Here is a 23,240-nt window from a genome sequence, read left to right as displayed (position 1 = left end):
GACATGACTGCACCGCACGGCTCACGCCCGGCGCCCCGTCCGGGTGCCGCCTCGATACCCCGTTCGCCGCTCGTTCCCGCCTCTTCGGAGGCCAACGAGGCCCCCGGCACGGCGGCGCTCGGTAGCGATCCGCTGCTCGCCTGGCTCGAGCAGGTGCTCGACGAGCGTTTCGGCCTGCCCCTGCGCCTGGAGCGTGACGGCCCCGCACGGCTGGTGCTGTCCCTGGACGGGGCGCCGGGCCAGTTGCTGTTCGACCGTCTGCAGCCGGGCTTCTTCCTGCCCGGCGGCGACCTGCCCCACACCCACTGGGACGCCGCCGCCGAGGGCTTCACCGCCCCCCTCGACGCGCCGCTGCCGGCGCCGGGGGCGGACAACCCGCCGCGCCCGCTGGTGGAGCCGGCGCCGGGTGGCCTGGCCATCCACTACGACATCCTCGGTCTCGCCTACTGGATGCTGAGCCGCCAGGAGGAGGTCGACGCCGAGACCCGGGACCGCCACTGCCGGTTCCCGGCCGGCGCCTCCCATGCCGGCCGGCACGGCTACCTGGATCGCCCGGTCGTCGACGAGTGGCTGGCGGTGCTCGGCCAGGTGATTCGCCGTCAGTGGCCGGACGTGACCCTGCGGCGCCACGCCTTCCGGGTGCGACCCACCCACGATGTCGATCGCCCCAGCCGCTACGGCTTCGCGCGGGACGTCAAGCTGGCCCGGGTGATGCTGGGGGATACGTTGCTCCACCACCGCCCCCAGGCACTGCTGCTCGGCCCCTGGGTGCGCCTGACCACGCGCCGTCGGCTGCATCCCCTCGACCCGCTCAACACCTTCGGCTGGCTGATGGACGTCTCCGAGCGGTACGGCCTGACCAGCGCCTTCTACTTCATCTGCGGCCGCACCGATCCGCGCAAGGACGCCGACTACGAACCGGAGCACCCGGCGATCCGGGAGCTGCTCAGGAGCATCCACGCGCGCGGCCACGAGATCGGGCTGCACCCCAGCTACCACACCTTCCGTAACCCCAAGGAGCTGGCCCACGAGGCGGGGCGACTGCGGCGGGTGTGTGCCGAAGAGGGGATCGAGCAGCCGGAGTGGGGCGGACGCATGCACTACCTGCGCTGGCAGACCCCGCTGACCCTGCAGGGCTGGACCCAGGCGGGCATGGACTACGACAGCACCCTGGGCTATGCCGAGGCACCGGGCTTCCGCTGCGGTACCTGCTTCGACTACCCGGCCTTCGATCCGGTCAGACGCGAGGCGCCGCCCCTGCGGATCCGCCCGCTGATCGCCATGGAGTCCTCGGTGATCGCGCCGCTCTACCTGGGGCTGGGGACGGGCGAGGCGGCCTTCGAACGCTTCGCCACCCTCAAGGCGCGCTGCCGCGCCCTGGGCGGGACCTTCACCCTGCTGTGGCACAACTCCGAGCTGACCACCGCGGCACAGCGCGCGCTCTACCAGCGCGTGCTGGCGGCATGAGGAGGGCGGTCGTGTCTGTCGGGAAGCCTGCCGCATGATCCTGTCCGGTGACATCCTGGCCTCGCGTGCCTCGAGCGTCGGCTTCTTCGTGCTGTTTCCGGGGTTCATGATCTACCACACCCTGGTGGCCCTGGGGGCGATTCCGGCCTTCCTGGGCGGCCTGTTCGGGGTGGTCACGGTGATGATGTTCGGTGTCTACCTGCTGCTGCTGCCGTCGCAACGCCACGTGATGTTCTCCTGTACGCGGGGCTTCGTGTTGCTGGTCGCGGCCTTTCTCGCCTATGTGCTGTGCTGGTCGCTGGCCAGCTACGGCCTGCAGGGGGGCGGCCAACTGCGGGCGGCCATGATCCAGTCGCTGGAGACGATGGTGCTGTGGCTGGTGCTGTTCGTGATGGGGTACCGGGTGCCGCTGGCTTCGCCGGCCCTGGCCCGGGCGTTCTGGGTCGCCTTCGTGGTGACGGCCGGCTACCTGCTGTTCTTCGTGATCACGACCGGCCAGCTCATGTTCTTCGCCCGACAGATGCTCGAGGCCGACGCTGGCGAGGGGGTCTCCACCTATCAGGGCTACGCCCGCAGCGCCCTGGTGATGCTGGTGTTCCTGATCGCCGTGAGCCGTACCGCCTCGGCCCGGGCCGGCCTGATCGCCCTGGGAGCCTTCGTGATGTTCGTCCTCGGCGCCCGCTCGGAGCTCTACGCCTTCCTGGCCCTGGCCACGCTGCTGCTGGTGGTGTGGGCGGGGATGAGCGCCAGGTACCTGTTGACCCTGCTGGCGGTGCTCGCCCTGGCCGTGCTGGTGGTGGCCAACCAGTTCGAGGCGATGTCGGGGACGCGCCAGTTGCAGGTGCTGGACCTCTCCGGGACCAGTTCCTGGCTGGCGCGCCAGCACCTCGAGCAGCGCGCCCTGGCGCAGATCGTCGCCAACCCCTGGCTGGGCGAGTTCGGCGGCCACGTCACGGCCGCGGGCGGCACCGGGGGCTATGCCCACAGCATGCTCTCGGCCTGGGTCAACTACGGCCTGATCGGCTTCGCGCTCTATGTCGGCATGACCGGGGTGGCCTTCCTCGGGGCGGCGTATCGCATGGTCTATCGCCGCGACACCGCCGCCTGGTGGGTGTTCGCCTTCTCCCTCAATTTTGTCTGCCTGCTGCTGGTCGTGCTGGCCAAGCCGGTGTTCTGGCCCTTGCCGGCACTGGGCTGGGGCGCCTTCGCCAACGCCCTGGCCTGCACCCGGCTGGCCGCCGAGGACGACGACAGCCGTCACGACGACAACGCGCAGCAAGAGGCTGCCGACGATTCACAAGGACGAGACGCTCATGAAAGTGGCACACCTGACCTCCGCCCATCCCCGCTATGACACGCGGATCTTCCTCAAGCAGTGTCGTTCGCTGGCCGCGGCCGGCCACGAGGTGACCCTGGTGGTCGCCGACGGCCACGGCGACGAGCGGCGCGAGGGCGTGAACATCACCGACGTCGGCAAGTTGCCGGGGCGCCGTAACCGTATCCTCAGGACCACCCGCCGGGTGCTGGACCGGGCCCGTGCCCTCGAGGCCGACGTCTACCACCTGCACGATCCGGAGCTGATGCCGATCGGCCGCCGGCTCAAGCGCCAGGGCAAGGCCGTGATCTATGACGCCCACGAGGACCTGCCGCGCCAGATGCTGGCCAAGCATTACCTGAACGGGACCGTGCGCCGGCTGCTGTCCCGCGGGATCGACATCTACCAGCGCCGGGCCTGCCGCGACTTCGATGCCATCGTCGCCGCGACGCCCTACATCCGCGATGGCTTCGCCGGGTTCCATCCCCGCGTGGTGGACGTCAACAACTTCCCCCTGCTGGGAGAGCTGAACGGTGCCCCCGACCCGACCCTGGCGGCATCGCCGGATGCGCCACCCTCGGTCTGCTACGTGGGGGGCATCGCGCCAATCCGCGGCATCCGCGAGATCGTGCGGGCGATGGAGGCGGTGGACCAGGAGTGTCGCCTGCAGCTCGCCGGCAGCTTCAGCCAGCTGGCGGTGGAGCAGGAGGTGATGACCTATGCCGGCTGGTCGCGGGTCGAGGCCCACGGCTATCTCGACCGGGACGGCGTGCGCCGGGTGATGGGCGACTCGCTCGCCGGCCTCGTCACCCTGCATCCGGTGATCAACTACCTCGATGCGCTGCCGGTGAAGATGTTCGAGTACATGAGCGCCGGGGTGGCGGTGATCGCCTCGGACTTTCCGCTGTGGCGGGAGATCGTCGTCGGCAACGACTGCGGGCTCTGCGTCGACCCGCTCGATCCAGAAGCCATCGCCGGCGCCATCGACTTCCTGGTGGCCAACCCGGTACGGGCCCGCGAGATGGGGGCCAATGGCCGGCGGGCCGTGGCCGAGCGCTACAACTGGCAGCAGGAGGAACGCAAGCTGCTCGACACCTACCGCGACCTTTCCCGCTGACCCGAGGCCCGAATGAAACACGTCTGGATACTCAACCATTATGCCAAGCATCCGCAAGCGGCCGGCGGCGCGCGCCACTTCCAGCTGGCCCGTCATCTGCCGGCTTACGGCTGGCGCGCTACCCTGATCGCCGCCAGCGTCGACCATCCCAGTGGCCACCAGCGCCTGGACGACGGCGAGCCGGCACGGCGGGAGACCCACGACGGGGTGCCCTTCCTGTGGCTGCGCACCTCGAGCTACCGCGGCAACGGCGGCGGGCGCATGAAGAGCATGCTCGAGTACGCGCTGCAGGCGGTGCGTCCCGGGCGCCTTGCCGATCTCGAGCGCCCCGACCTGATCATCGGCTCGAGCGTCCACCCCTTCGCCGCCGTGGCCGGCTGGTGGCTGGCCAGGCGCCACGGGGTGCCCTTCGTCTTCGAGGTGCGGGACCTCTGGCCACAGACCCTGATCGACATGGGGCGGCTGCGCGAGAGGGGGGCGATGACCCGGGCGCTGCGTGGGCTCGAGACCTTCCTCTACCGCCGTGCCCGGCGCGTGTTGACGCTGCTGCCCCGGGCACAGGATTACCTCGTCCCCCAGGGCGTGCCGGCCGAGCGGGTGATATGGCTCTCCAACGGGGTCGACCTGGACGACTACCCGGCCCCCGCGCCGCCACCGATGCGACCGCCGGAAATGCCGCTGTCGCTGATGTACTTCGGTGGCCACGGCGAGGCCAACGGTCTCGAGGTGTTGATCGCCGCCATGGGGCGAGTGCGAGACGCCTGCGAGCGAAACGGTGAGGCGGTTCCCGTGCAGTTGCGCCTGATCGGCGAGGGTCCGGCCAAGGAGGCGCTGCAGCGCCAGGCCACCGAGCTCGCCCTCGACGGGCGCTGGGTGCGCTTTGAGCCACCGGTACCCAAGCGCGAGATCCCGCAGCTGGCGCGGGAGGCCGACGCCTTCGTGATCACGGTGCGTGACCTGCCCAAGCTCTACCGCTTCGGTATCAGCATGAACAAGCTGTTCGACTACATGGCCGCGGCGCGCCCGGTGATCATCGCCTCCGGCGCAGTCAACGACCCGGTCGCCGATGCCGGGGCCGGCCTCACGGTGCCGCCGGAGGATCCGGCGGCCCTGGCCGAGGCGATCCTCGCCCTGGCGGCATTGCCGGCCGAGGAACGCGAGGCGCTGGGGCGTGCCGGACGAGAGCACATGGAGGCCGCCTACGACTACCGGATCCTGGCCGGCCGGCTGGCCGGCGTGATGAACGACGTCATGGAAGAAACGCGATGAAACGACTGCTCGATATCCTCGGGGCCCTGGTCGCCCTGGTGCTGCTCTCGCCGCTGCTGGTGGTGGTGGCCCTGCTGGTGCGGCTCGGGCTCGGCTCGCCGGTACTGTTCCGCCAGACGCGTCCCGGCCTCAATGGCCGGCCGTTCCGCATGATCAAGTTCCGCACCATGCGTGAGGCCTTCGATGCCCGGGGCAATCCCTTGCCCAACGAGGAGCGCATGACCCGCGTCGGGCGCTGGCTGCGGGCCAGCAGTCTCGACGAACTGCCGGAGTTGTGGAACGTGCTGCGCGGCGACATGAGCCTGGTGGGGCCGCGGCCGCTGCTGATGGAGTACCTGCCGCTCTACGACGCCCACCAGTTCCGCCGCCACGAGGTGCGCCCCGGGGTCACCGGCTGGGCCCAGGTCAACGGGCGCAATGCCCTGACCTGGGACGAGAAGTTCGACCTGGACGTGTGGTACGTGGATCACCGCTCGCTGGGGCTCGACCTGCGCATCCTGCTGCTCACGGTGAAGAAGGTGGTGGTGCGTGAGGGCATCGCCCATGCCGGCGATGTCGCCATGCCCCGCTTCCGGGGAGGTCGTGGTGGGTAGCCGTGGACATCTGGCCATCTTCGGCGCCAGCGGCCACGGCAAGGTAGTGGCCGACATCGCCATGCAGGGCGGCTGGCGGGAGGTGACCTTCTACGACGATGCCTGGCCCGACAAGCCGCGCCTCGAACACTGGCCGGTGCGCGGTGGCATGGAGGCGCTGCTGACCGAGCTGTCGCGGTTCGACGGCGTGGTGGTGGCCGTCGGGAACAATGCCGTGCGCCAGGCCAAGCTCGAGGTCCTGGTCGATGCCGATGCGCGACTCGCCACCCTGGTGCATCCGCGGGCCACGGTCAGCCCGCTGGCGCGCCTTGGAGCCGGCTCGGTGGTGGTCGCCGGCGCGGTGATCAACGCCTTCGCCGACCTGGGCATGGGCGCCATCGTCAACACCAGCGCGACCGTCGGCCACGACTGCCGCTGCGGACCCTGCGTGCACGTGGCCCCGGGGGCCAACGTGGCGGGTGACGTCGCGGTCGGTCGCGGCAGCTGGATCGGCGTGGGCGCCTCGGTGAGGCAGGGCGTGACGATCGGCGAGGGGGTGATGGTGGGGGCCGGGGCCGCCGTGGTCGCCGACATCGCCGATGGTCTCACCGTGGGCGGGGTGCCGGCCCGCCCGCTCGCCCAGGAGAACACCACCGCCAGGGACGACCGGGCCGTCGGCAGACGGCGGCTCGGCCTGGCGTCATCACAAGGAAGCTCATGATGCTCAACGGACCCTTTTCTCCCTGGCCCTCCTTCACCGAGGAGGAGGCCGATGCCGTCGCCGGCGTGCTGCGCTCCAACAAGGTGAACTACTGGACCGGCCGGGAAGGCCGCGACTTCGAGCGCGAGTTCGCCCGTTTCGCCGATGCCGACTATGCCGTCGCCGTCGCCAACGGCACCACCGCCCTGGACCTGGCGCTCAAGGGGCTGGGCATCGGCGAAGGCGAGGGGGCAGGACGCGACGAGGTGATCGTCACCTCACGCACCTTCCTCGCCTCGGCCTCGAGCATCGTCACCGCCGGGGCGGTGCCGGTGTTCGCCGACGTCGATCGCGACACCCAGGACATCACCGCCGAGAGCGTGGCCGCGAAGCTCACCCCGAAGACTCGTGCGATCCTCGCCGTCCACCTGGCCGGCTGGCCGTGCGAGATGGACGCCCTGATGGCGCTGGCCGAGCGACATGGCCTGTACGTCATCGAGGACTGCGCCCAGGCCCATGGGGCGCGCTACCGCGGCCGCAGCGTGGGCGGCCTGGGCCATGTGGGCTGCTGGTCGTTCTGTCAGGACAAGATCATGACCACCGGCGGCGAGGGCGGGATGGTCACCACCAGCGACCGGGCGTTGTGGCAGCGCCTGTGGGCCTACAAGGACCACGGCAAGAGCTGGGAGGCGGTGTACGAACGCGAGCACCCGCCGGGATTCCGTTGGCTGCACGAGAGCTTCGGCACCAACTGGCGCATGACCGAGATGCAGGCCGCCATCGGCCGGATCCAGCTCACGCGAATGCCGGCCTGGACGGCCGCCCGCCGGGCCAACGCCGGGCGCATCTGGCAGGCCGCGCGGGGGTGCCCGGCGCTACGCGTGCCGGCGGTACCCGGGCATATCGAGCACGCCGCCTACAAGGCCTATGTCTTCGTCGAGCCGGCGCGGCTCGCGCCGGGCTGGAGCCGGGACCGCATTATCGCCGAGATCGTGGCCCGCGGCGTGCCGTGCTTCTCGGGTTCCTGCTCCGAGGTGTATCGCGAGAAGGCCTTCGACGACACCGGCTGGCGGCCGGCACGGGCACTGCCGGTGGCTCGCGAGCTCGGCGAGACCAGCCTGATGTTCCTCTGCCACCCCACCCTGACCGAGGCCGAGATCGACAGGACCTGCACGGTGCTGGACGAGGTGATGAGGCGCGCCTGCGGCCGGGAATGAGACAGCGCCGGGCAGGGGCATCGGGCCCCGCCCCGTCACGGAGAGACAATCATGAGAGACCTGCTGCACCCCCTGTTTCGCCTGCCGCGCAAGCGAAAGCGCACCATCCAGCTAGCGGTGGACTGTGCACTGATCGCCTTGAGCTTCCTGCTGGCGATGCTGCTGCGACTCGAGGACTGGGCGCCGTTGGGTGAGGCGCGCACCTGGGCGGCCCTGCTGGTGATGATCCCGCTGAGCCTGGTGATCTTCATCCGGCTCGGCTTCTACCGGGCGGTGATCCGCTACATGAGCCACAAGGCGATCCGCGCGGTGTTCATCGGCGTCAGCGTCTCGGCGCTGTCGCTGCCGTTGGCCAGCTACCTGTTCGCACTGGGCATTCCCCGCTCGGTGCCCTTCATCTACGCCATGCTGGCGCTGATGACCATCGGTGGGGTGCGCTTCGGGCTGCGGGCGATCTACCTGCGCAACCAGATCCGCCACAAGTCGCGGGTGGTGATCTACGGCGCCGGCGCGGCCGGTCGCCAGCTGGCGGTATCGCTGCGCCATGGCCAGGAGTACCTGCCGATCGCCTTCGTCGACGACGCCAACGCCGTGCAGAACACCTTCATCGAAGGGCTCAAGGTCTATCCGCCCCGCCAGCTCGGCTATCTGGCGGACACCTACGGCGCCGAGCGGGTGCTGCTGGCGATCCCCAGCGTCAGCCGCGAGCGTCGCCGAGAGATCCTCGCCGACCTCGAGCCTCAGGGCTTTCCGGTGCAGACCATTCCCGGCGTGGCCGACATGGTGAGCGGCCGGTCCCGCATCAGCGAAGTGCGCGACGTGGCGGTGGAGGACCTGCTGGGGCGCGATCCGGTGCCGCCCAATCCCGCGCTGATGGACGCCAACATCCGCGGCAAGGTGGTCATGGTCACCGGCGCCGGGGGCTCGATCGGCTCTGAGCTGTGTCGCCAGATCGTGCGCCACGGTCCCGCACGCCTGCTGCTGCTGGACCTCTCGGAGTTCAGCCTCTACCGCATCGAGCAGGAGCTCCACCAGATCGCCGAGGCCGAGGGGCTCGAGGTGTGCGTCAAGGCGCTGCTCGGCTCGGTGCAGCACCGGTCGCGCCTGGAGACGGTGATGAAGGCCTTCGCCGTCGAGACCGTCTATCACGCCGCGGCCTACAAGCATGTGCCGATGGTCGAGCACAACGTGGTGGAGGGGATCCGCAACAACATTTTCGGGACTCTCGAGACCGCACGTGCCGCCATCGCCGCCGGGGTCGAGACCTTCGTACTGGTCTCCACCGACAAGGCGGTACGTCCCACCAACGTGATGGGGGCGAGCAAGCGTCTCGCCGAACTGGTGTGCCAGGCCCTGGCCGGTCACCAGCGCCAGACCCGGTTCTGCATGGTGCGCTTCGGCAACGTGCTCGGTTCCAGTGGCTCCGTGGTGCCGCTGTTCCGTCGCCAGATCCAGGCCGGCGGCCCGATCACCCTGACCCATCCCGAGATCACCCGTTATTTCATGACCATTCCCGAGGCCGCCCAGCTGGTGATCCAGGCCGGTGCCATGGCGCGCGGCGGTGATGTCTTCGTGCTCGACATGGGAGAACCGGTGAAGATCGCCGAACTGGCGCGCCAGATGGTCCGACTCTCGGGGCTCCGGGTGCGTGACGAGCGTCATCCCGATGGTGACATCGCCATCACCTGCCGCGGTCTGCGCCCCGGGGAGAAGCTCTTCGAGGAACTGCTGGTGGGCGACGACGTCGCTCCCACCTCGCACCCCCGCATCATGACCGCCCGCGAGGGGTACTGGGAGTGGCCGCGGCTGGAAGGGTTCCTCGAGCGGCTCTTCCAGGCCTGCCGGGCCTTCCGCCACGACGAGCTCCGCGAGCTGTTGCTGGAGGCACCGACCGCCTACCGGCCCGAGGGCGAGATCGTCGATCTGGTATGGCTGGAGAAGAGGAGCGTGGCAGCCTCGACGCGGCCACCGGCGCCGGTCACCCCGCTGCGTCCGGCCATGGAGCGACAAGGGTAGCCCGAGGCGGCTGCTGTGGCGCAACCGGACGGGACGCCATGACGGCCCCGAGCACGTCATCTCGACAACCGCATCACGCCCCGGATCGCCGGGGCGCCGTTCAAGGAGGAGCCAACATGTGTGGCATCGTTGCAGCCGTGGGGTCGGACAATGTCCTGCCCGTTCTGATGGAAGGCCTGAAGCGTCTCGAGTACCGGGGCTACGACTCCGCCGGGGTCGCCCTGGTGGAGCGAGCCGGCCAGCTCGGCCGCGCGCGCGAGGTGGGCAAGGTGGCGGCCCTGGAGGCCGTCCTCGCCGGTGCGCCCCTGGTCGGCATGACCGGGGTGGCCCATACCCGCTGGGCCACCCATGGCCGGCCCAGCCAGGACAATGCCCATCCCCATGTCTCGGGGCGCATCGCCGTGGTGCACAACGGCATCATCGAGAACCATCGGGTGTTGCAGGCCGAACTGGAGGCCGATGGCTACGTCTTCGTCTCGCAGACCGACACCGAGGTGATCGCCCACCTGATCGAGCGCGAGATGCGCGGCGGCCTTGGGCTGCGGGACGCCGTCGAGCGGTCGATGCAGGTCCTCGAGGGGGCCTATGCCCTCGGCGTGATCCACGCCGACGAGCCCGACCGGGTGATCGGGGCGCGGCAGGGCAGTCCCCTGGTGCTGGGCATCGGCGAGCACGGTCACTATCTGGGCTCCGATCCCCTGGCCCTGCTGTCGGTCACCGATCGTTTCGTTTACCTGGAGGATGGTGACCTGGTGATCGCCACCCGTAGCGGCTGGGAGGTGCAGGCGCGCTCCCCGGAGGGAGACCGGCGGTTGGTGAGTCGCCCCGTGGCGCGCCATGAACACGGCGACCAGGTGGTGGGCAAGGGCGAGTTCGCCCACTACATGCTCAAGGAGATCCACGAACAGCCGGTCGCGGTGGCCAATGCCCTGGAGGGGCGCCTGGCCGACGACCGGGTGCTCGTCGGCGCGCTGGGCCCAGACGCCGAGCGATTGCTGGCGGCCACGCGCCAGGTGCATATCGTCGCCTGCGGCACCAGCTACCATGCCGGCCTGGTGGCCCGCTACTGGCTCGAGGAGCTGGCCGGGGTGCCCTGCCAGGTGGAGGTGGCCTCGGAGTACCGCTACCGGGAGGTGGTGGCTCCGCCGGGCACCCTGTTCCTGACGCTGTCGCAGTCCGGCGAGACCGCCGACACCCTGGCCGCCCTGCGCCATGCCGGCGGCCGGCGGGGCGAGCGGGCCTATGCCGGCAGCCTGGCGGTCTGCAACGTGCCCGGCAGCTCGCTGGTGCGCGAATCCGACCTGGCGTTGATGACCCACGCCGGGCCGGAGATCGGCGTGGCCTCGACCAAGGCCTTTACCACCCAGCTCACCGCCCTGATGCTGGTCACCCTGGCGCTACGCCAGGTGCGCGGCGGCGACCCCGGCCTTACCGCTCGCCTGGTGCGTCGGCTGCGTTACCTGCCGACCCTGCTGGGCGATACCCTGGCATTGGATGCGGAGATCGCCCGGCTCGCCGATCGTTATGCCGACAGCCGGCACGCGCTCTTCCTGGGACGCGGCAATCAGATGCCCATCGCCCTGGAGGGAGCGCTCAAGCTCAAGGAGATCTCCTATATTCACGCCGAGGCGTATGCCGCCGGCGAGCTCAAGCACGGCCCGCTCGCGCTGATCGACGAGCGGATGCCGGTGGTGGCGGTGGCGCCGATGTCGCCGCAACTGGAGAAGCTGCGTTCCAACCTGCAGGAGGTGCGAGCCCGTGACGGCCGGCTGTTGGTGTTCGCCGACCCCGATGCAGGGATTCGCGCCGAGGCGGGGCAGACGGTGGTCAGCGTGCCTGCGTGCTGCCAGTACCTGGCGCCGATCGTCTACACCGTGCCGCTGCAACTGTTCGCCTACCATGTGGCAGTGGTACGCGGCACCGACGTCGACCAGCCCCGCAACCTGGCGAAGTCGGTGACCGTGGAGTGAGGCGTCCGGGCTCACGGGTGTGCCGTCCCGTGCATCGGGGCAACTTCGGTCGTCTATGATGGTCGGAAGAGGTTCGACGGGCGCCCAGCGGTTGCCAGGACGGTGACAGCTTCCGGGCGGCCCGGGACGGCAAACCATTCAGCGGACGAACAGGGGTCATGATCGACGACGGACAGCATCGAGCAGTACCGGGACAGCTCGCCCGGTTGACGCAGGATCGGCAGGACCAGTGCCATGCCCGCCTCGCGGGCATGGCACTGGCGTTTTTCGGGGTCGGGTTTCTCGTCCTGCCGTGGTGGATGCTGGCCGTCGTGCCGCCGTTGCTCGTGCTGGCCGCCCTGGCCCCGGTCGAGCGCTCGCCGCTGTCCTTTCCGCGGCGCGGGGATCTCTGGGTCATGGCGGCGCTGTTGCTCTATGGGCTGGGCTGGGTGATCGCCGGGCCCTGGCACGGTGAAGGGCTCCGGGGGCTGAAGGAAGCCGCACCGGTATGGCTGGCCGTGGCGGCGCTGGTGGCGCTGTCGCGGCTTCGGGTGTCGTCGGCCTGGCTGTGGGGCGGGTTCGCCGTGGGTAGCCTGGCCACCGGCGGGTGGGCGGTGTGGCAGCGGCTCGTCGAGGGCATCAGGCGGGCCGACGGGCACGAGCCGCTGCATGCCATCCTGTTCGGCAACCTGGGCCTGCTCGCCGGCCTGATCTGTCTGGCCGGGCTGTGCTGGGCCTACGGTCGTGACGAGCGCCGGCGCTGGATGCTGCTGCTCGCTGCGGGGGGGCTGGCCGGGCTCGTGACCTCGGCACTCTCCGGCTCGCGGGGCGGCTGGATCGGACTGCTGCTGGTGCTCTGGGTGCTCTACCGCGGCTATGGCCCACGGTTGGCGCTGCACTGGCGGCTGGCCGGGGTGGGGCTGCTGGTCGTGTTGCTGGCGGGACTCTACGCCACCCCGCAGACCGGCGTCGAACGACGCGTCGACAATGCCGTGGACAGCCTGGGGCAGTACCTGGCCGGCGACCCGGAGATGACCTCGGTGAGCGCCCGGCTCGAGATGTGGAAGGGGGCCGCGCACCTGATTGCCGACCGCCCGCTGGCCGGCTGGGGGGCCCGCGGCTATCGGCAGGAGATGCGCCTGCGGAGCCTGGCCGGCCTCCAGGCCCCCTCGCTGGGGCGCTACTGGCACGCCCATAATGACCTGCTCGACGCCTGGGCGAAGCGTGGGCTGCCGGGGCTGGTCTCCCTGCTGGCGTTCTACCTGGTGCCGTTGGGGCTGTTCGCCGGGGGGCTACGCAGTGCGTCGCGGGAGCGCCGTGCCCTGGCGATGGCGGGCGTACTGCTGCCGGCGGCCTTCCTCGGCTTCGGGCTGACCTACAGTTTCCTCGCCTACCCGGCGGGGGGGCTGGTCTATGGCCTGTTGCTGGTGGTCCTGTGGGGCCTCTACCGCCAGGTGCCGGTGATGGGCCAGGGCCGAGGTTCAGGAAGCGATGTGGCGAAAGGTGAGGCTGATCCTTAGCCCCGGCATCCGCCGGGGCAGCAGCGCATGCTGCAGCTCCCGCTGCACCCCTGACCCCATCAGCAGCAGGCTGTCGTGAGGCAGCCAGGCGTTGAATGGCTCGTGTTCACCGTGCTTCCAGCGATAGCGCAGCGGGCGTTCGGCGCCCAGGCTCACCGCGGCGATCAGCGGGTCGGGGCCGAGCTCAGGCTCGTCGTCGCTGTGCCAGCCCATGCGCTCGTCACCATCGGCGTAGCGGTTGAGCAGCACGCTGTTGAAGTCGGCGCCGATGCCGGCCAGGACCAGGCGGGCGATCACGGCGTCGCGGATCCGGGCGACCTCGGGATGCCAGGGAACGGGGGCGAAGTCCCGGCCCGAATAGCGGTAGCGGGCGTCGTCGGATCCCATCCACACCTGGCGGCGGGGAATCGGGTGCTCGCGGCCGTAGAGGCGCAGCCGTGGTCGCTGCCAGTCGAGCTCGCGGTCGAGACTCGCCAGCGCCTGGCCGGCTGCGGGTTCGCCGAGCAGGGCATCGAAACGCATGAGAAGGGGATCGGCGAGGAGCGTCTCGCCGCCGGGGGGGCAGACGATCATGCCGCCAGCATGCCACGGGCCGGGGCCGGCCGCCAATCGACGGGCTCAGGCGGCGAGGTGCAGGCTCGCCAGGGCGAAGCCATAGCCGATCAGCGCCCCGGCGGCGACGTCACTGAAGTAGTGCAGGCCGAGACCGACCCGGGAGACGGCGATCAGCAGCGCCAGCGGCACGATCACGGGCAGCACCCAGGGCGCATGGGCGGCCGTGAGGGTGCAGAACAGCACCGCGTGCATGGTGTGGCCGCTGGGAAAGCTGTAGCGATCCCGGGCCGGCTCGGTACAGGCGATGGTGTGCCGGAAGGTGATGAAGGGGCGTTCCCGGCACAGTCGGGTCTTGAGCCATCGATAGACGCTGATGGCGGCCAGGGCGGTGACGGTGTACTGGGCCATCAGCCACCCACCTCGTTGCCCGTGCAGCAGCGGCTGGATCAGGATCAGTGCCACCCATGCCGGCCAGTCGCCGAGCTTGCTGGCCAGGCGCAGGGTGGCCAGCCACGGGCGGTGCAGGCTGAGGCGAGCCAGGCGATGACAGAGCCGCCACTCGAGCAGGTCGAGGCGTTCAAACACGGCAGGGGGGCGTGGCTTCATGGGCAACCTCCCGGGCTTGGGTCAGGGCGCTGAGGAAGTCGTCGGCGATCGACGACCAGTCGTACTGCAGGGCCCGGTGGCGGGCGGTGCGTCCCAGCCGCGCATAGCGGGCGGGCTGCTGGCACAGGCGGACGGCGGCATCGCGGAAGCCCGCCGCGTCGCCGACCGGCAGGCTCACCCCGTTGACGTCGTCGTCGATCAGCTCGGCGCCGGCGGCGTGGCGGAAGGCCACCACGGCGAGGCCGCTGGCCATGGCCTCCGCCACCACGTTGCCCCAGGTCTCCGAGATCGAGGGGAAGACGAAGAGATCGGCACTCGCGTAGTGGCGCACCAGGGCCTCGGGTTCGATGAAGCCGGTGAAGTGGGCGCCGGGCAGCGCTCGCTGCAGGGCCGGGCGGCCGGGGCCGTCGCCGACCACGACCAGGGTCAGGCCCGGCCGGGCATCGAGCATGGCGAGGAAGGTCTCGCGCAGCAGGTCGAGGTTCTTCTCCGGCGCCAGGCGTCCGACGTGCAGCGCCACCGGGCGATGTTCGTCGCTGCCCCAGTGGCGACGCAGCCCGGGATCGCGGTGCGCCGGCGAGAAGCGCTCGCCGTCGATGCCACGGCCCATCACCCGCAGGTTCTCGAACCCCCTGGCGGTGAGATCGCCGGCCTGCCGTCGGGTCGGCACCAGGGTGGCGGCGCAGCGGTTGTGGAAGGTGCGCAGCCGCCGGGTGACCAGCGGTGCCAGCCAGGGGAGGCCGTAGTCGCGGCAGTAGTGGTCGAAGTTGGTGTGCCAGCCGCCGACCACCGGGATTGACAGCAGGCGGGCCGCCCGCATGGCCGACCAGCCGAGCGGCCCCTGAGTCGCCAGGTAGACGACCTCGGGTCGCTGCCGGCGCCATAGCCGCACGATGGCCCGGGTGGCCGGCAGGCCGAGGCGAACCTCGCGATAGCCCGGTACGGGGACGGCCCGCACCCGTAGCTCGGCCTCCACGCCCTCGGCCCGGAGCGGGTGCGCCGAGATCGGGCGGGGACGGATCAGCTGCAGGGCATGGCCTCGGCGTTGCAGCTCGCCGCCGAGTTGCTCCAGGGTGTGGGCGACGCCGTTGATGTCGGGGGACCAGGTCTCGCTGACCAGACAGATGCGCATGATACTCCTCGTCCTGTCGCGGGCCCGTCAGGGGTCCCGTCAGGGATCGAGGATGGCGCACGAGGATGACAGCCCGGCGTCGGTGGCGTGACCAGGCGATGACGCCAGGCCGGTCGGTCAGCGCAGCACGCGGCGCGGATCGATGGGCTTGCCGCCGTGGCGCAGGTCGAAGAGCAGGTCAAAGCGCTCGGTGGCGTTGCTGTAGCCGACCTCGCACACCTCGTCGCCCCGGCTGACCCGGTCACCGTTGGCTACCAACGGCCGTTCGCACAGCGCATAGACGCTCTGCAGGTTGTCGGCGTGATGGACGATCACCACCTGGCCGAGCTGGCGCATGCTGTCGGCGAAGCGGACCTCGCCGTCGGCCACCGACCTGGCCCGGGCGCCGCGCTCGGTGGCCAGCAGCATCGGCTGCAGGGTGCCGCGGCCGTCGGCGCCGAAGCGGCGCACGAGGCGGTAGTCGGCCAACGGCCAGGGCCAGTTGCGGGCCGAGGCGGGCAGGTCGCCGGGGTCAGGGAGACGGGCCCGAGGCGGGGGGCTGCCACCGCCGCTGCGGTTCGCGCCATTGCCACCGCTGCTGGCCACGGAGCGAGAGGGGGTGCGCGTGGCACTGCCGGTAAGCGGTACCTGGATGATCTGACCAATCCGCAGGGCGGTGGGCTCCACCCCCGGGTTGGCGGCCTGGAGGCGTGAGGCCCGGGTGTTGAAACGCCGGGCAATGCCGGCGTAGGTGTCGCCGGGACGGATCTGGTAGCGATACGGGCCGCCGGAGGGGGCGCGCTCCTGGTGGGTCGGCATCAGCAGCCGCTGGCCCACGGCCAGCCGGCGGGAGTCGACACCCGGGTTGAAGCGCTGCAACCGCTCGAGCGGCACGCCGCCACGCCGGGCGAGCTGACCCAGGGTGTCACCGCGCTGCACCGTGACCCAGTGTCCGGCCGTGCCGGGATCGCTGCTGCGCTGCACCTCGCCAGCGCGACCGGCGCAGCCGGCCAGTAGCAGTACGATCAGGGTCAGTGCGAGAGCGAGGCGTCCTTTTCCTGCCACAGGGCGTTCAGCCATGAGTGGAAGCGTTCCTTGTAGTCCGGGTCGTCGTGATAGTCGCCTGCCACCATCCAGTCGGGAACCTCCAGGCGCCTGGCGATCAGGGTCACCGGCCCTTCCTGCCCGCAGAGATAGCCCCAGAAGGTGGGGTGCGGGTTGGTGTAATGCAGGGTCACGTCGAGGATACCACCGAGCTGATCGCCGAGCAGGCCCAGTACCTGGGCGATGCCGCCGGCCCGTGGCCGCAGCAGGTGGCGGTAGGGGGAGCCCTGGGCGGCATGCTTGGCGGGGGTGAAGCGGGTGCCCTCGACGAAGTTGTAGATGGCGATGGGCCGTTCCCGGGCTCGTTCGCACATGCGTGCAGTGGCCTCCCGGTCGCGGCGTGCCAGATGGGGATGGCGTTCGCGCTGGTCGCGACTCAGGCGCCGCAGCATGGGGAACTCCATGGCCCAGAACGCCAGGCCGACGATGGGCACCCAGATCAGCTGGCGCTTGACGAAGAAGTGGGGCATGGGGATGCGACGATGCAGGGCGAAGAACAGCAGGAAGATATCGGTCCAGCTGCGATGATTGGAGAGCACCAGCCACCACTGCTCGCGTGAGAGCCCCTCGGGAAGGCGGATGGCGAGCCTGGGGTTGAGCCAGCGGCGCATCCACCAGAGGTTGGAGCCCACCCAGTTGAGCGCCACCTCGTTGAGGCCCTTCAGCACCAGGCGGCGCAGGTGGCGCCCGGGGGTGATCAGCTTGACCAGGGTCAGCACGATGAGCGGGATACCCCAGAACAGGGTGGTCAGGGTCAGCAGCAAGAGGCTGACGAGCCCCTTGAGAAACGGCATGCGCTCTCCTTAAGTGCCAAGTGCGCTGGCTGTGTGTGTCCGTGAGCACCCGCGGGGTGCCGAGCCGGCTAATCCTACTGCATGGCGCCCGCGCTGCCCAGCCATCGGCAGGGGAGCACAGGGATAGGATTGCCCTGCCAGGCGACGGCGGTCGGGGGCGAGCGACAGGCAAGGCGGGCCAGTTACTCTCGCAGTTCCGGCAGGTCCTCGAACTGGGCCAGGGCCGCAGGGTTGGCGAGCGCCTCGGGGTTGGCCACCGGCCGGCCATGGACGGCGTCGCGTACCGCCACCTCCATCAGTTTGCCGGAACGGGTGCGTGGCAGGTCATCCACCTGGAGGATCCTGGCCGGCACATGGCGCGGCGAGGCGTGGGTGCGGAGCGTGTCACGGATGCGCTGGCGCAGGGCATCGTCAAGGACCAGGCCGTCGCGCAGGCGGACGAAGAGCACCACGCGCACGTCGTCCTGCCACTCCTGGCCGATGCACAGCGACTCCAGTACCTCGTCGACCTTCTCCACCTGCCGGTAGATCTCGGCGGTGCCGATGCGCACGCCGCCGGGGTTGAGCACGGTATCGGCGCGACCGTGGATGATCAGCCCGCCCTCGGCGGTGAGCTCGGCATAGTCGCCATGGGCCCAGACCCCGGGGAAGCGGTCGAAGTAGGCGGCGTGGTAGCGCCGGCCATCCGGGTCGTTCCAGAAGCCGAGCGGCATGGAGGGGAAGGGGCGGGTACAGACCAGTTCGCCCTTCTCGCCGATGGCGCAGGGCCTGCCGCTGTCGTCGTAGACCGTCACCGCCATGCCCAGGCCCAGGCACTGCAACTGGCCGCGGTAGACGGGACGGATCGGGCACCCCAGGGCGAAGCAGGAGACGATGTCGGTGCCACCGGAGATGGAGGCCAGCAGCAGGTCCTCCTTGATCGCCCGGTAGACGTAGTCGAAGGTCTCGTGGGGCAGCGCCGAGCCGGTGGAGAGCAGCGTCCTCAGGGCCGAGAGGTCGTGATCGCGGCCCGGGCGCAGGCCCTCCTTGGCGCAGGTGGTGAGGTAACGGGCACTGGTGCCGAAGCAGGTCACGCCCTCGCGTTCGGTGAGCCGCCACAGGGCGGCCGGGTCGGGGGCGAAGGGGGAGCCGTCGTAGAGTACCAGGGTGGCGCCGGAGGCCAGTCCCGAAACCAGCCAGTTCCACATCATCCAGCCGCAGGTGGTGTAGTAGAAGAGCACGTCGCGCTCGCCCAGGTCGCAGTGCAGGCGGTGCTCCTTGAGGTGCTGCAGCAGGGTGCCGCCGGCACCGTGGACGATGCACTTGGGCTTGCCGGTGGTGCCGGAGGAGTAGAGGATGTAGAGCGGATGGTCGAAGGGCAGTTCGACGACGTCGAGCGGCTCGCTGTCGGGATGCAGGTAGTCGTCCCAGGCCACCGCCTTGTCGATGCCATGGGTCTCGGGCGGGGACTCGGGGTCCAGGAAGGGGAAGAGCACCAGCCGCTCGAGTGTCGGTAGCCGGCACGCGAGTTCCTTCAGGCGATCGTGGAGGACGATCACCTTGCCGTTCCAGTGATAGCCGTCGCCACAGATCAGTACCTTGGGTTCGATCTGGCCGAAGCGGTCGAGCACCCCCTGGACGCCGAAATCCGGCGAGCAGGAGGACCACACGGCGCCGAGGCTGGCGGCGGCCAGCATGGCGATCACCGCGTGTTCGCTGTTGGGGACCAGGCCGGCTACCCGATCACCGGCCGCCACTCCGCTGTCACGCAGGGCCCGGGCCAGGCGGGCCACGCGGGCCTGGAGCGCGGCGTGGCCGAGTTCCTGGCGGCGCCCCCGCTCGTCGCAGGCGATAAGCGCCGGGGTGGCGTCGCGACGGCGCAGCAGGTTGGCGGCGAAGTTGAGCCGCGCTTCGGGAAACCAGCGCGCCCCGGGCATGGCGTCCGCGTGCTCCAGCACCCGCTGCCCCGGTTCGCCGATCGCGCCCAGTGTCCAGATCCGCGACCAGAAGGCCTGCGGATTCGCCAGGCTCCAGGCGTGCAGGTCGGCGTATTCGTCTAAGGAGAGGCCCGTGTCGGCGGCGAGTTCGTGCATGAAGGTGGCCAGCTGGCTGGCTTCGCGGCGCTGGGGGGCCGGCCGCCACAGAGGAGTGGCCATGGTCGCCTCCTCGGGAAACGCTGCATAAATGTCTGCGCGGGCGAATCACTGCGTTGCGCGGTGCTCGAAGTCCTCACCTATACCCCATAGGCTCCGGTTTCTGCGCTCCGTGCGCCTTGTGCTTCATCCCGCTCGCCGATTTATTCAGTGTTTCCTTCATGATTTCGCTGTCCTTACTCCCTAAACGTAGCAGTTGGCGCCAGGGTGTCGGCGAGTACCTCCTGCAGCGCCTGGGCGGCCACCGACAGCTCCTGGCCGGCGGTCGTCAGCACGCCCACCGGGCGGGCGATCACCGGGGCGGTGAGTGGCAGGCAGCGACCGCCCAACTCGTGCATCTGCTGGCGGCACAGGGCGGGGACGGCGCTGACCCCCAGGCCACTGGCCACCATGCGCCCCACGGTCACCAGCTGATGGCTCTCGAAGGCGACCGGCAGCTCGATGCCCTGGGCCGCCAGTTCATGCTCCAGCAGCAGTCGCACCATGGAGGGGCGCTGCAGGGTGATGAAGTCGTAACGCAGCAACTCGGCCCAGCGCACCGATGTCGCTTCGGCCAGCGGTGAATCCGCTGGTACCACCGCCACGAAGCGGTCTTCGAACAGTGGCGTGAAGGCGAGTCCCCCGCTGGCTTCCGGCGCGAAGGCGATACCCAGCTCCACTCGACCATGGCGCACCATGTCGATCACCTGCTCGTTAATCACGTCATGCACCGTCACCTTGATCCGCGGGTGGCGGTGGCGGAAGGCCATCAGCGCCGTCGGCAGCTGGTTGCAGGCGAAAGAGGGCATGGCGGCCAGGGCCACCCGGCCCAACTGCAGGGTGAAGCGCTGGCGCAGCAGGTCCTCGGTGTTGTCCCACTCGGCCAGCAGGCGCTTGGCCAGGGGCACCAGGGACTCTCCTTCCGGGGTGAGACGGACACTGCGGGTGGTGCGGATCAGCAGGCGCCCGCCGAGGGACTCCTCCAGCCCCTTTATCGCCAGGCTCAACGCGGGCTGGGACAGATGCAGGTGCTCGCAGGCCTGGGTGAAGCTAAGGGTCTGGGCCACGGCGAGAAAGGCGCGGAGCTGTTTGACGGTCATGGCATGCTACCAGGCGCAATTTATTGAGATTATAAAATAATCGATAAGAAAAACAAACTTAACAAATATATGACCAGGCGCAACACTGAGGCCATCCGTCGACTACCCTCATAACGGGCAGGACGACGACGTCCCGCATCATCATCCAAACCAGTGAGGCCCCTATGTCCGGATTCGACAAGCGCGTGTACTCCCATGAAGAGGCCATGGCCGGCATCGAGAGCGGCATGACCGTGATCGCCGGCGGCTTCGGGCTCTGCGGCATTCCCGAGAACCTGATCGCCGAGATCAAGCGTCGCGGCGTCAAGGACCTGACGGTCTACTCCAACAACTGCGGTGTCGACGGTTTCGGCCTCGGCCTGCTGCTGGAGGACCGCCAGATCAGCCGGATCTATGCCTCCTACGTGGGCGAGAACGCCCTGTTCGAGCGGCAGATGCTCGACGGCGAGCTCGAGGTGGTGCTCACCCCTCAAGGCACCCTGGCCGAGAAGATGCGCGCCGGCGGCGCCGGCATCCCGGCCTTCTACACGGCCACCGGCTATGGCACCCCGATCGGCGAGGGCAAGGAAGTACGCGAATTCAACGGGCGCCACTACATCCTCGAGGAGTCGGTCGTCGGCGACTTCGCCATTGTCAAGGGGTGGAAGGCCGACCGCTACGGCAACGTCGTCTACCGTGACACCGCCCAGAACTTCAACCCGATGGCGGCCACCGCCGGCAGGATCACCGTCGTGGAAGTGGAAGAGATCGTCGAGCCGGGGGAGTTGCGTCCCGATCAGATCCATACCCCGGGCATCTATGTCGACCGTATCATCCAGGGCACCTTCGAGAAGCGCATCGAGAGGCGCACCGTGCGCGAGGGCTGAACACCGCGTCCTCCCGTGATGGCCGGCGACCACCGCCGGCGCTTGCAACGCTCGCTTCTCCACCGAACACAAGAGGCAACACGATGGCACTCACTCGCGAACAGATGGCACAGCGCGTGGCGCGCGAACTCGAAGACGGCTTCTACGTCAACCTGGGCATCGGCATTCCGACCCTGGTCGCCAACTATATCCCCGAAGGCATCGACGTCATGCTGCAGTCCGAGAATGGCCTGCTCGGCATGGGCCGCTATCCCACCGAGGCGGAACTCGACCCCGACATGATCAACGCCGGCAAGGAGACCGTCACCGCCCGTCCCGGTGCCGCGATCTTCTCCTCCGCGGAGTCCTTTGCCATGATCCGGGGGGGGCATGTGGACCTGACCGTGCTGGGCGCCTTCGAGGTCGATCAGCATGGCAACATCGCGTCCTGGATGATCCCCGGCAAGCTGATCAAGGGCATGGGGGGGGCGATGGACCTGGTGGCCGGTGCCGAGAACATCATCTGTACCATGACCCACGCTTCCAAGCATGGCGAGTCGAAGCTGCTCGAGAAGTGCAACCTGCCGCTGACCGGCGCGGGCTGCATCAACCGGGTGCTGACCGACCTGGCCTACCTGGAGATCGAGAATGGCGCCTTCATCCTCAAGGAGCGGGCCCCGGGAGTTTCCGTCGAGGAGATCGTCGCGAAGACCGCCGGCAAGCTGATCGTCCCCGACCACGTGCCGGAGATGACCTTCGACGCCTGATCCGCTTCCCTGGCGCCATCCCGCGGCCCGGACGCTCGACGTCCGGGCCGCGATCGTTTCCGGGCAGGGGCGGGTTGTCGAAAATCTGACCATTCCGTGGCCGGAGCCGCCGAGGCGGCGCTCTTCGGGGCTTTCCCCGGGCTCTTGCACAGCGTTATCCACAGATTCTGTGGATGACTGGTCCCCCTCGGGGCCTCAGGACATCTCGCAGCGCGTGTGGTGAGGCAGCAGCAGCTCGGCGGCACGCTCCTGGTTGGCGCTGACCTGTTTCTGCACGAGCGCCAGGCCGCCCAGCTCGATGCGGTGCTCGTCGCCCTCGGCGAAGGCCAGTCGTTGTGAACCGGTAGGGTAGAAGCGGTAATCGAGCAATGGCGAGATGGGGAAGATGCCGTGGTGGCGATCGGGGTTGCCGGCCAGTCCTGCCTGGCGCATCTGGGCGTCGAGATCGATGAGGTCGTGACCCAGGCGCTGGCAGTCGAAACCGGCATGGTGCAGGCGCGGCCCCATCACCGAAAGCCAGCCGGCCAGCGGGTGGGCCCGGCACAGGGCCTGGTAGGTCGACCAGTCGGGCATTGGCCAGGGGCGACCGCGACAGAGCAGGTTCTGGCCGCGGCGATCCTCCGGAGCTGCCTGGGCGATCAGCGCCTCGAGGCTTTCGCGTGGGCCTCGGGACAGGGTGCCGAGCTGTAGCTCGGCGAGCACCAGCCAGGCGGCGTTGCCGGGGGGGGATAGCAGCGACACCAGCAGGCCGCGGTCGGCCATGGCATGGCGGTGCTGATGGCGATAGCCGAAGTGGGCCAGGGTCGGCAGCAGGGCATCCATGCCGTAGGGGCCGTGGTTCAGGGTGAGGATCGCGAGGTACTCGGCTGGCGCCTCTACCGGCCACAGCCGCAGCCCACCGATGTCCGGGTGCTGGTGCACGTAGTCCAGCCACAGTTGCTGGACGAACTCTTCCCGCTGCATCTTGCATGTCCCTCTGTCGTGATGCCCTTCGACGCCGAACCGGCTGGCTGGCAGCCTGTCGGACTTAACGCTGATCTACTGCGAAACTCGGTCTTTCGGCCAATTTCATTCGATCTGATTCGTTAAATAGCTCGCTATTCGC

20 protein-coding genes are annotated in these 23,240 nt (G+C 69.5%); 12 read left to right on the top strand and 8 right to left on the bottom strand.

Features of this window, described 5'->3' with window-relative positions; all coding sequences use genetic code 11:
• The first annotated feature begins 3 nt into the window (after nucleotides 1–3).
• The 10 genes from AC5W54_RS04735 to AC5W54_RS04690 all read left to right on the top strand — a co-directional run bounded on the left by AC5W54_RS04735 (nucleotide 4) and on the right by AC5W54_RS04690 (nucleotide 13,142).
• On the top strand, nucleotides 4–1,467 hold the full coding sequence (locus AC5W54_RS04735) for a polysaccharide deacetylase family protein (RefSeq protein WP_495960919.1): 1,464 nt from the start codon (nucleotides 4–6) through the stop codon (nucleotides 1,465–1,467).
• Nucleotides 1,468–1,501: 34 nt separating this feature from the next.
• A complete protein-coding gene (locus AC5W54_RS04730; protein ID WP_495960918.1) occupies nucleotides 1,502–2,821 on the top strand; it encodes a hypothetical protein in 1,320 nt (439 codons plus the stop codon).
• The gene (locus AC5W54_RS04725; RefSeq protein ID WP_495960917.1) at nucleotides 2,781–3,899 is read left to right on the top strand and encodes a glycosyltransferase family 4 protein; all 1,119 of its coding nucleotides are present in this window, start codon (nucleotides 2,781–2,783) and stop codon (nucleotides 3,897–3,899) included. Before AC5W54_RS04730 ends, AC5W54_RS04725 begins: the two co-directional genes overlap by 41 nt.
• A gap of 12 nt (nucleotides 3,900–3,911) precedes the next feature.
• The gene (locus tag AC5W54_RS04720; RefSeq protein WP_495960916.1) at nucleotides 3,912–5,168 is read left to right on the top strand and encodes a glycosyltransferase family 4 protein; all 1,257 of its coding nucleotides are present in this window, start codon (nucleotides 3,912–3,914) and stop codon (nucleotides 5,166–5,168) included.
• Complete coding sequence (locus AC5W54_RS04715; protein WP_495960915.1) at nucleotides 5,165–5,761, top strand: sugar transferase; 597 nt, start codon at nucleotides 5,165–5,167, stop codon at nucleotides 5,759–5,761. Before AC5W54_RS04720 ends, AC5W54_RS04715 begins: the two co-directional genes overlap by 4 nt.
• The gene (locus tag AC5W54_RS04710) at nucleotides 5,754–6,461 is read left to right on the top strand and encodes an acetyltransferase (protein WP_495960914.1); all 708 of its coding nucleotides are present in this window, start codon (nucleotides 5,754–5,756) and stop codon (nucleotides 6,459–6,461) included. Before AC5W54_RS04715 ends, AC5W54_RS04710 begins: the two co-directional genes overlap by 8 nt.
• Nucleotides 6,461–7,657, top strand: a complete 1,197-nt coding sequence (locus tag AC5W54_RS04705) for a DegT/DnrJ/EryC1/StrS family aminotransferase (protein WP_495960913.1) — start codon at nucleotides 6,461–6,463, stop codon at nucleotides 7,655–7,657. Before AC5W54_RS04710 ends, AC5W54_RS04705 begins: the two co-directional genes overlap by 1 nt.
• A gap of 51 nt (nucleotides 7,658–7,708) precedes the next feature.
• Complete coding sequence (locus AC5W54_RS04700) at nucleotides 7,709–9,673, top strand: polysaccharide biosynthesis protein (RefSeq protein WP_495960912.1); 1,965 nt, start codon at nucleotides 7,709–7,711, stop codon at nucleotides 9,671–9,673.
• A gap of 116 nt (nucleotides 9,674–9,789) precedes the next feature.
• Nucleotides 9,790–11,643, top strand: a complete 1,854-nt coding sequence (glmS, locus tag AC5W54_RS04695; protein WP_495960911.1) for a glutamine--fructose-6-phosphate transaminase (isomerizing) — start codon at nucleotides 9,790–9,792, stop codon at nucleotides 11,641–11,643.
• 158 nt (nucleotides 11,644–11,801) lie between these two features.
• Nucleotides 11,802–13,142, top strand: coding sequence for an O-antigen ligase family protein (locus tag AC5W54_RS04690; protein ID WP_495960910.1), 1,341 nt, complete (start codon nucleotides 11,802–11,804; stop codon nucleotides 13,140–13,142).
• On the opposite strand, the gene AC5W54_RS04685 is transcribed toward AC5W54_RS04690, so the two are convergent.
• The 7 genes from AC5W54_RS04685 to AC5W54_RS04655 all read right to left on the bottom strand — a co-directional run bounded on the left by AC5W54_RS04685 (nucleotide 13,104) and on the right by AC5W54_RS04655 (nucleotide 20,523).
• Nucleotides 13,104–13,715: an alpha-ketoglutarate-dependent dioxygenase AlkB family protein gene (locus AC5W54_RS04685; protein WP_495960909.1), complete on the bottom strand. Its 612-nt coding sequence runs from the start codon at nucleotides 13,713–13,715 to the stop codon at nucleotides 13,104–13,106. The genes AC5W54_RS04690 and AC5W54_RS04685 overlap by 39 nt on opposite strands.
• Nucleotides 13,716–13,760: 45 nt before the next feature.
• On the bottom strand, nucleotides 13,761–14,303 hold the full coding sequence (locus AC5W54_RS04680; protein ID WP_495960908.1) for a phosphatase PAP2 family protein: 543 nt from the start codon (nucleotides 14,301–14,303) through the stop codon (nucleotides 13,761–13,763).
• Nucleotides 14,275–15,435: a glycosyltransferase family 4 protein gene (locus AC5W54_RS04675; RefSeq protein WP_495960907.1), complete on the bottom strand. Its 1,161-nt coding sequence runs from the start codon at nucleotides 15,433–15,435 to the stop codon at nucleotides 14,275–14,277. The genes AC5W54_RS04680 and AC5W54_RS04675 overlap by 29 nt, the downstream gene beginning before the upstream one ends.
• A gap of 117 nt (nucleotides 15,436–15,552) precedes the next feature.
• Nucleotides 15,553–16,494: a LysM peptidoglycan-binding domain-containing protein gene (locus tag AC5W54_RS04670; RefSeq protein ID WP_495960906.1), complete on the bottom strand. Its 942-nt coding sequence runs from the start codon at nucleotides 16,492–16,494 to the stop codon at nucleotides 15,553–15,555.
• Nucleotides 16,446–17,312, bottom strand: a complete 867-nt coding sequence (yihG, locus tag AC5W54_RS04665) for a 1-acylglycerol-3-phosphate O-acyltransferase, YihG family (RefSeq protein WP_495960905.1) — start codon at nucleotides 17,310–17,312, stop codon at nucleotides 16,446–16,448. Before yihG ends, AC5W54_RS04670 begins: the two co-directional genes overlap by 49 nt.
• 182 nt (nucleotides 17,313–17,494) lie before the next feature.
• Nucleotides 17,495–19,447: an acetoacetate--CoA ligase gene (locus AC5W54_RS04660; RefSeq protein ID WP_495960904.1), complete on the bottom strand. Its 1,953-nt coding sequence runs from the start codon at nucleotides 19,445–19,447 to the stop codon at nucleotides 17,495–17,497.
• Nucleotides 19,448–19,620: 173 nt separating this feature from the next.
• The gene (locus AC5W54_RS04655; protein WP_495960903.1) at nucleotides 19,621–20,523 is read right to left on the bottom strand and encodes a LysR family transcriptional regulator; all 903 of its coding nucleotides are present in this window, start codon (nucleotides 20,521–20,523) and stop codon (nucleotides 19,621–19,623) included.
• Nucleotides 20,524–20,687: 164 nt separating this feature from the next.
• Here AC5W54_RS04655 and AC5W54_RS04650 point away from each other — a divergent pair, with 164 nt between their 5' ends.
• Both AC5W54_RS04650 and AC5W54_RS04645 read left to right on the top strand, forming a co-directional pair.
• Nucleotides 20,688–21,389 carry a CoA transferase subunit A gene (locus tag AC5W54_RS04650; RefSeq protein ID WP_495960902.1) on the top strand — a complete coding sequence of 234 codons (702 nt, stop codon included), beginning with the start codon at nucleotides 20,688–20,690 and terminating at the stop codon, nucleotides 21,387–21,389.
• Nucleotides 21,390–21,472: 83 nt separating this feature from the next.
• Nucleotides 21,473–22,135 carry a CoA transferase subunit B gene (locus AC5W54_RS04645; RefSeq protein ID WP_495960901.1) on the top strand — a complete coding sequence of 221 codons (663 nt, stop codon included), beginning with the start codon at nucleotides 21,473–21,475 and terminating at the stop codon, nucleotides 22,133–22,135.
• Between the two features lie 195 nt (nucleotides 22,136–22,330).
• Here AC5W54_RS04645 and AC5W54_RS04640 read toward each other — a convergent pair whose 3' ends face one another.
• Nucleotides 22,331–23,098, bottom strand: coding sequence for a VOC family protein (locus tag AC5W54_RS04640; protein ID WP_495960900.1), 768 nt, complete (start codon nucleotides 23,096–23,098; stop codon nucleotides 22,331–22,333).
• Nucleotides 23,099–23,240: the final 142 nt, after the last annotated feature.

This window comes from Halomonas sp. LMYGS-3, from assembly GCF_059509875.1.
The sequence above is the reverse complement of the archived record's forward strand: the minus strand, read 5'-3'. Positions and strand labels throughout refer to the sequence as shown.

What these genes read in the sequence shown, in the direction of transcription:
- AC5W54_RS04700 (WP_495960912.1), top strand. Translation starts at nt 7,709, where the DNA reads ATGAGAGACCTGCTGCACCCCCTGTTTCGCCTGCCGCGCAAGCGAAAG.
- AC5W54_RS04685 (WP_495960909.1), bottom strand. Translation starts at nt 13,715, where the DNA reads ATGATCGTCTGCCCCCCCGGCGGCGAGACGCTCCTCGCCGATCCCCTT.
- AC5W54_RS04655 (WP_495960903.1), bottom strand. Translation starts at nt 20,523, where the DNA reads ATGACCGTCAAACAGCTCCGCGCCTTTCTCGCCGTGGCCCAGACCCTT.
- AC5W54_RS04645 (WP_495960901.1), top strand. Translation starts at nt 21,473, where the DNA reads ATGGCACTCACTCGCGAACAGATGGCACAGCGCGTGGCGCGCGAACTC.
- AC5W54_RS04715 (WP_495960915.1), top strand. Translation starts at nt 5,165, where the DNA reads ATGAAACGACTGCTCGATATCCTCGGGGCCCTGGTCGCCCTGGTGCTG.
- AC5W54_RS04650 (WP_495960902.1), top strand. Translation starts at nt 20,688, where the DNA reads ATGTCCGGATTCGACAAGCGCGTGTACTCCCATGAAGAGGCCATGGCC.
- AC5W54_RS04660 (WP_495960904.1), bottom strand. Translation starts at nt 19,447, where the DNA reads ATGGCCACTCCTCTGTGGCGGCCGGCCCCCCAGCGCCGCGAAGCCAGC.
- AC5W54_RS04730 (WP_495960918.1), top strand. Translation starts at nt 1,502, where the DNA reads ATGATCCTGTCCGGTGACATCCTGGCCTCGCGTGCCTCGAGCGTCGGC.
- AC5W54_RS04725 (WP_495960917.1), top strand. Translation starts at nt 2,781, where the DNA reads ATGAAAGTGGCACACCTGACCTCCGCCCATCCCCGCTATGACACGCGG.
- yihG (WP_495960905.1), bottom strand. Translation starts at nt 17,312, where the DNA reads ATGCCGTTTCTCAAGGGGCTCGTCAGCCTCTTGCTGCTGACCCTGACC.
- AC5W54_RS04680 (WP_495960908.1), bottom strand. Translation starts at nt 14,303, where the DNA reads ATGAAGCCACGCCCCCCTGCCGTGTTTGAACGCCTCGACCTGCTCGAG.
- AC5W54_RS04670 (WP_495960906.1), bottom strand. Translation starts at nt 16,494, where the DNA reads ATGGCTGAACGCCCTGTGGCAGGAAAAGGACGCCTCGCTCTCGCACTG.
- AC5W54_RS04705 (WP_495960913.1), top strand. Translation starts at nt 6,461, where the DNA reads ATGCTCAACGGACCCTTTTCTCCCTGGCCCTCCTTCACCGAGGAGGAG.
- glmS (WP_495960911.1), top strand. Translation starts at nt 9,790, where the DNA reads ATGTGTGGCATCGTTGCAGCCGTGGGGTCGGACAATGTCCTGCCCGTT.
- AC5W54_RS04640 (WP_495960900.1), bottom strand. Translation starts at nt 23,098, where the DNA reads ATGCAGCGGGAAGAGTTCGTCCAGCAACTGTGGCTGGACTACGTGCAC.
- AC5W54_RS04690 (WP_495960910.1), top strand. Translation starts at nt 11,802, where the DNA reads ATGATCGACGACGGACAGCATCGAGCAGTACCGGGACAGCTCGCCCGG.
- AC5W54_RS04735 (WP_495960919.1), top strand. Translation starts at nt 4, where the DNA reads ATGACTGCACCGCACGGCTCACGCCCGGCGCCCCGTCCGGGTGCCGCC.
- AC5W54_RS04720 (WP_495960916.1), top strand. Translation starts at nt 3,912, where the DNA reads ATGAAACACGTCTGGATACTCAACCATTATGCCAAGCATCCGCAAGCG.
- AC5W54_RS04675 (WP_495960907.1), bottom strand. Translation starts at nt 15,435, where the DNA reads ATGCGCATCTGTCTGGTCAGCGAGACCTGGTCCCCCGACATCAACGGC.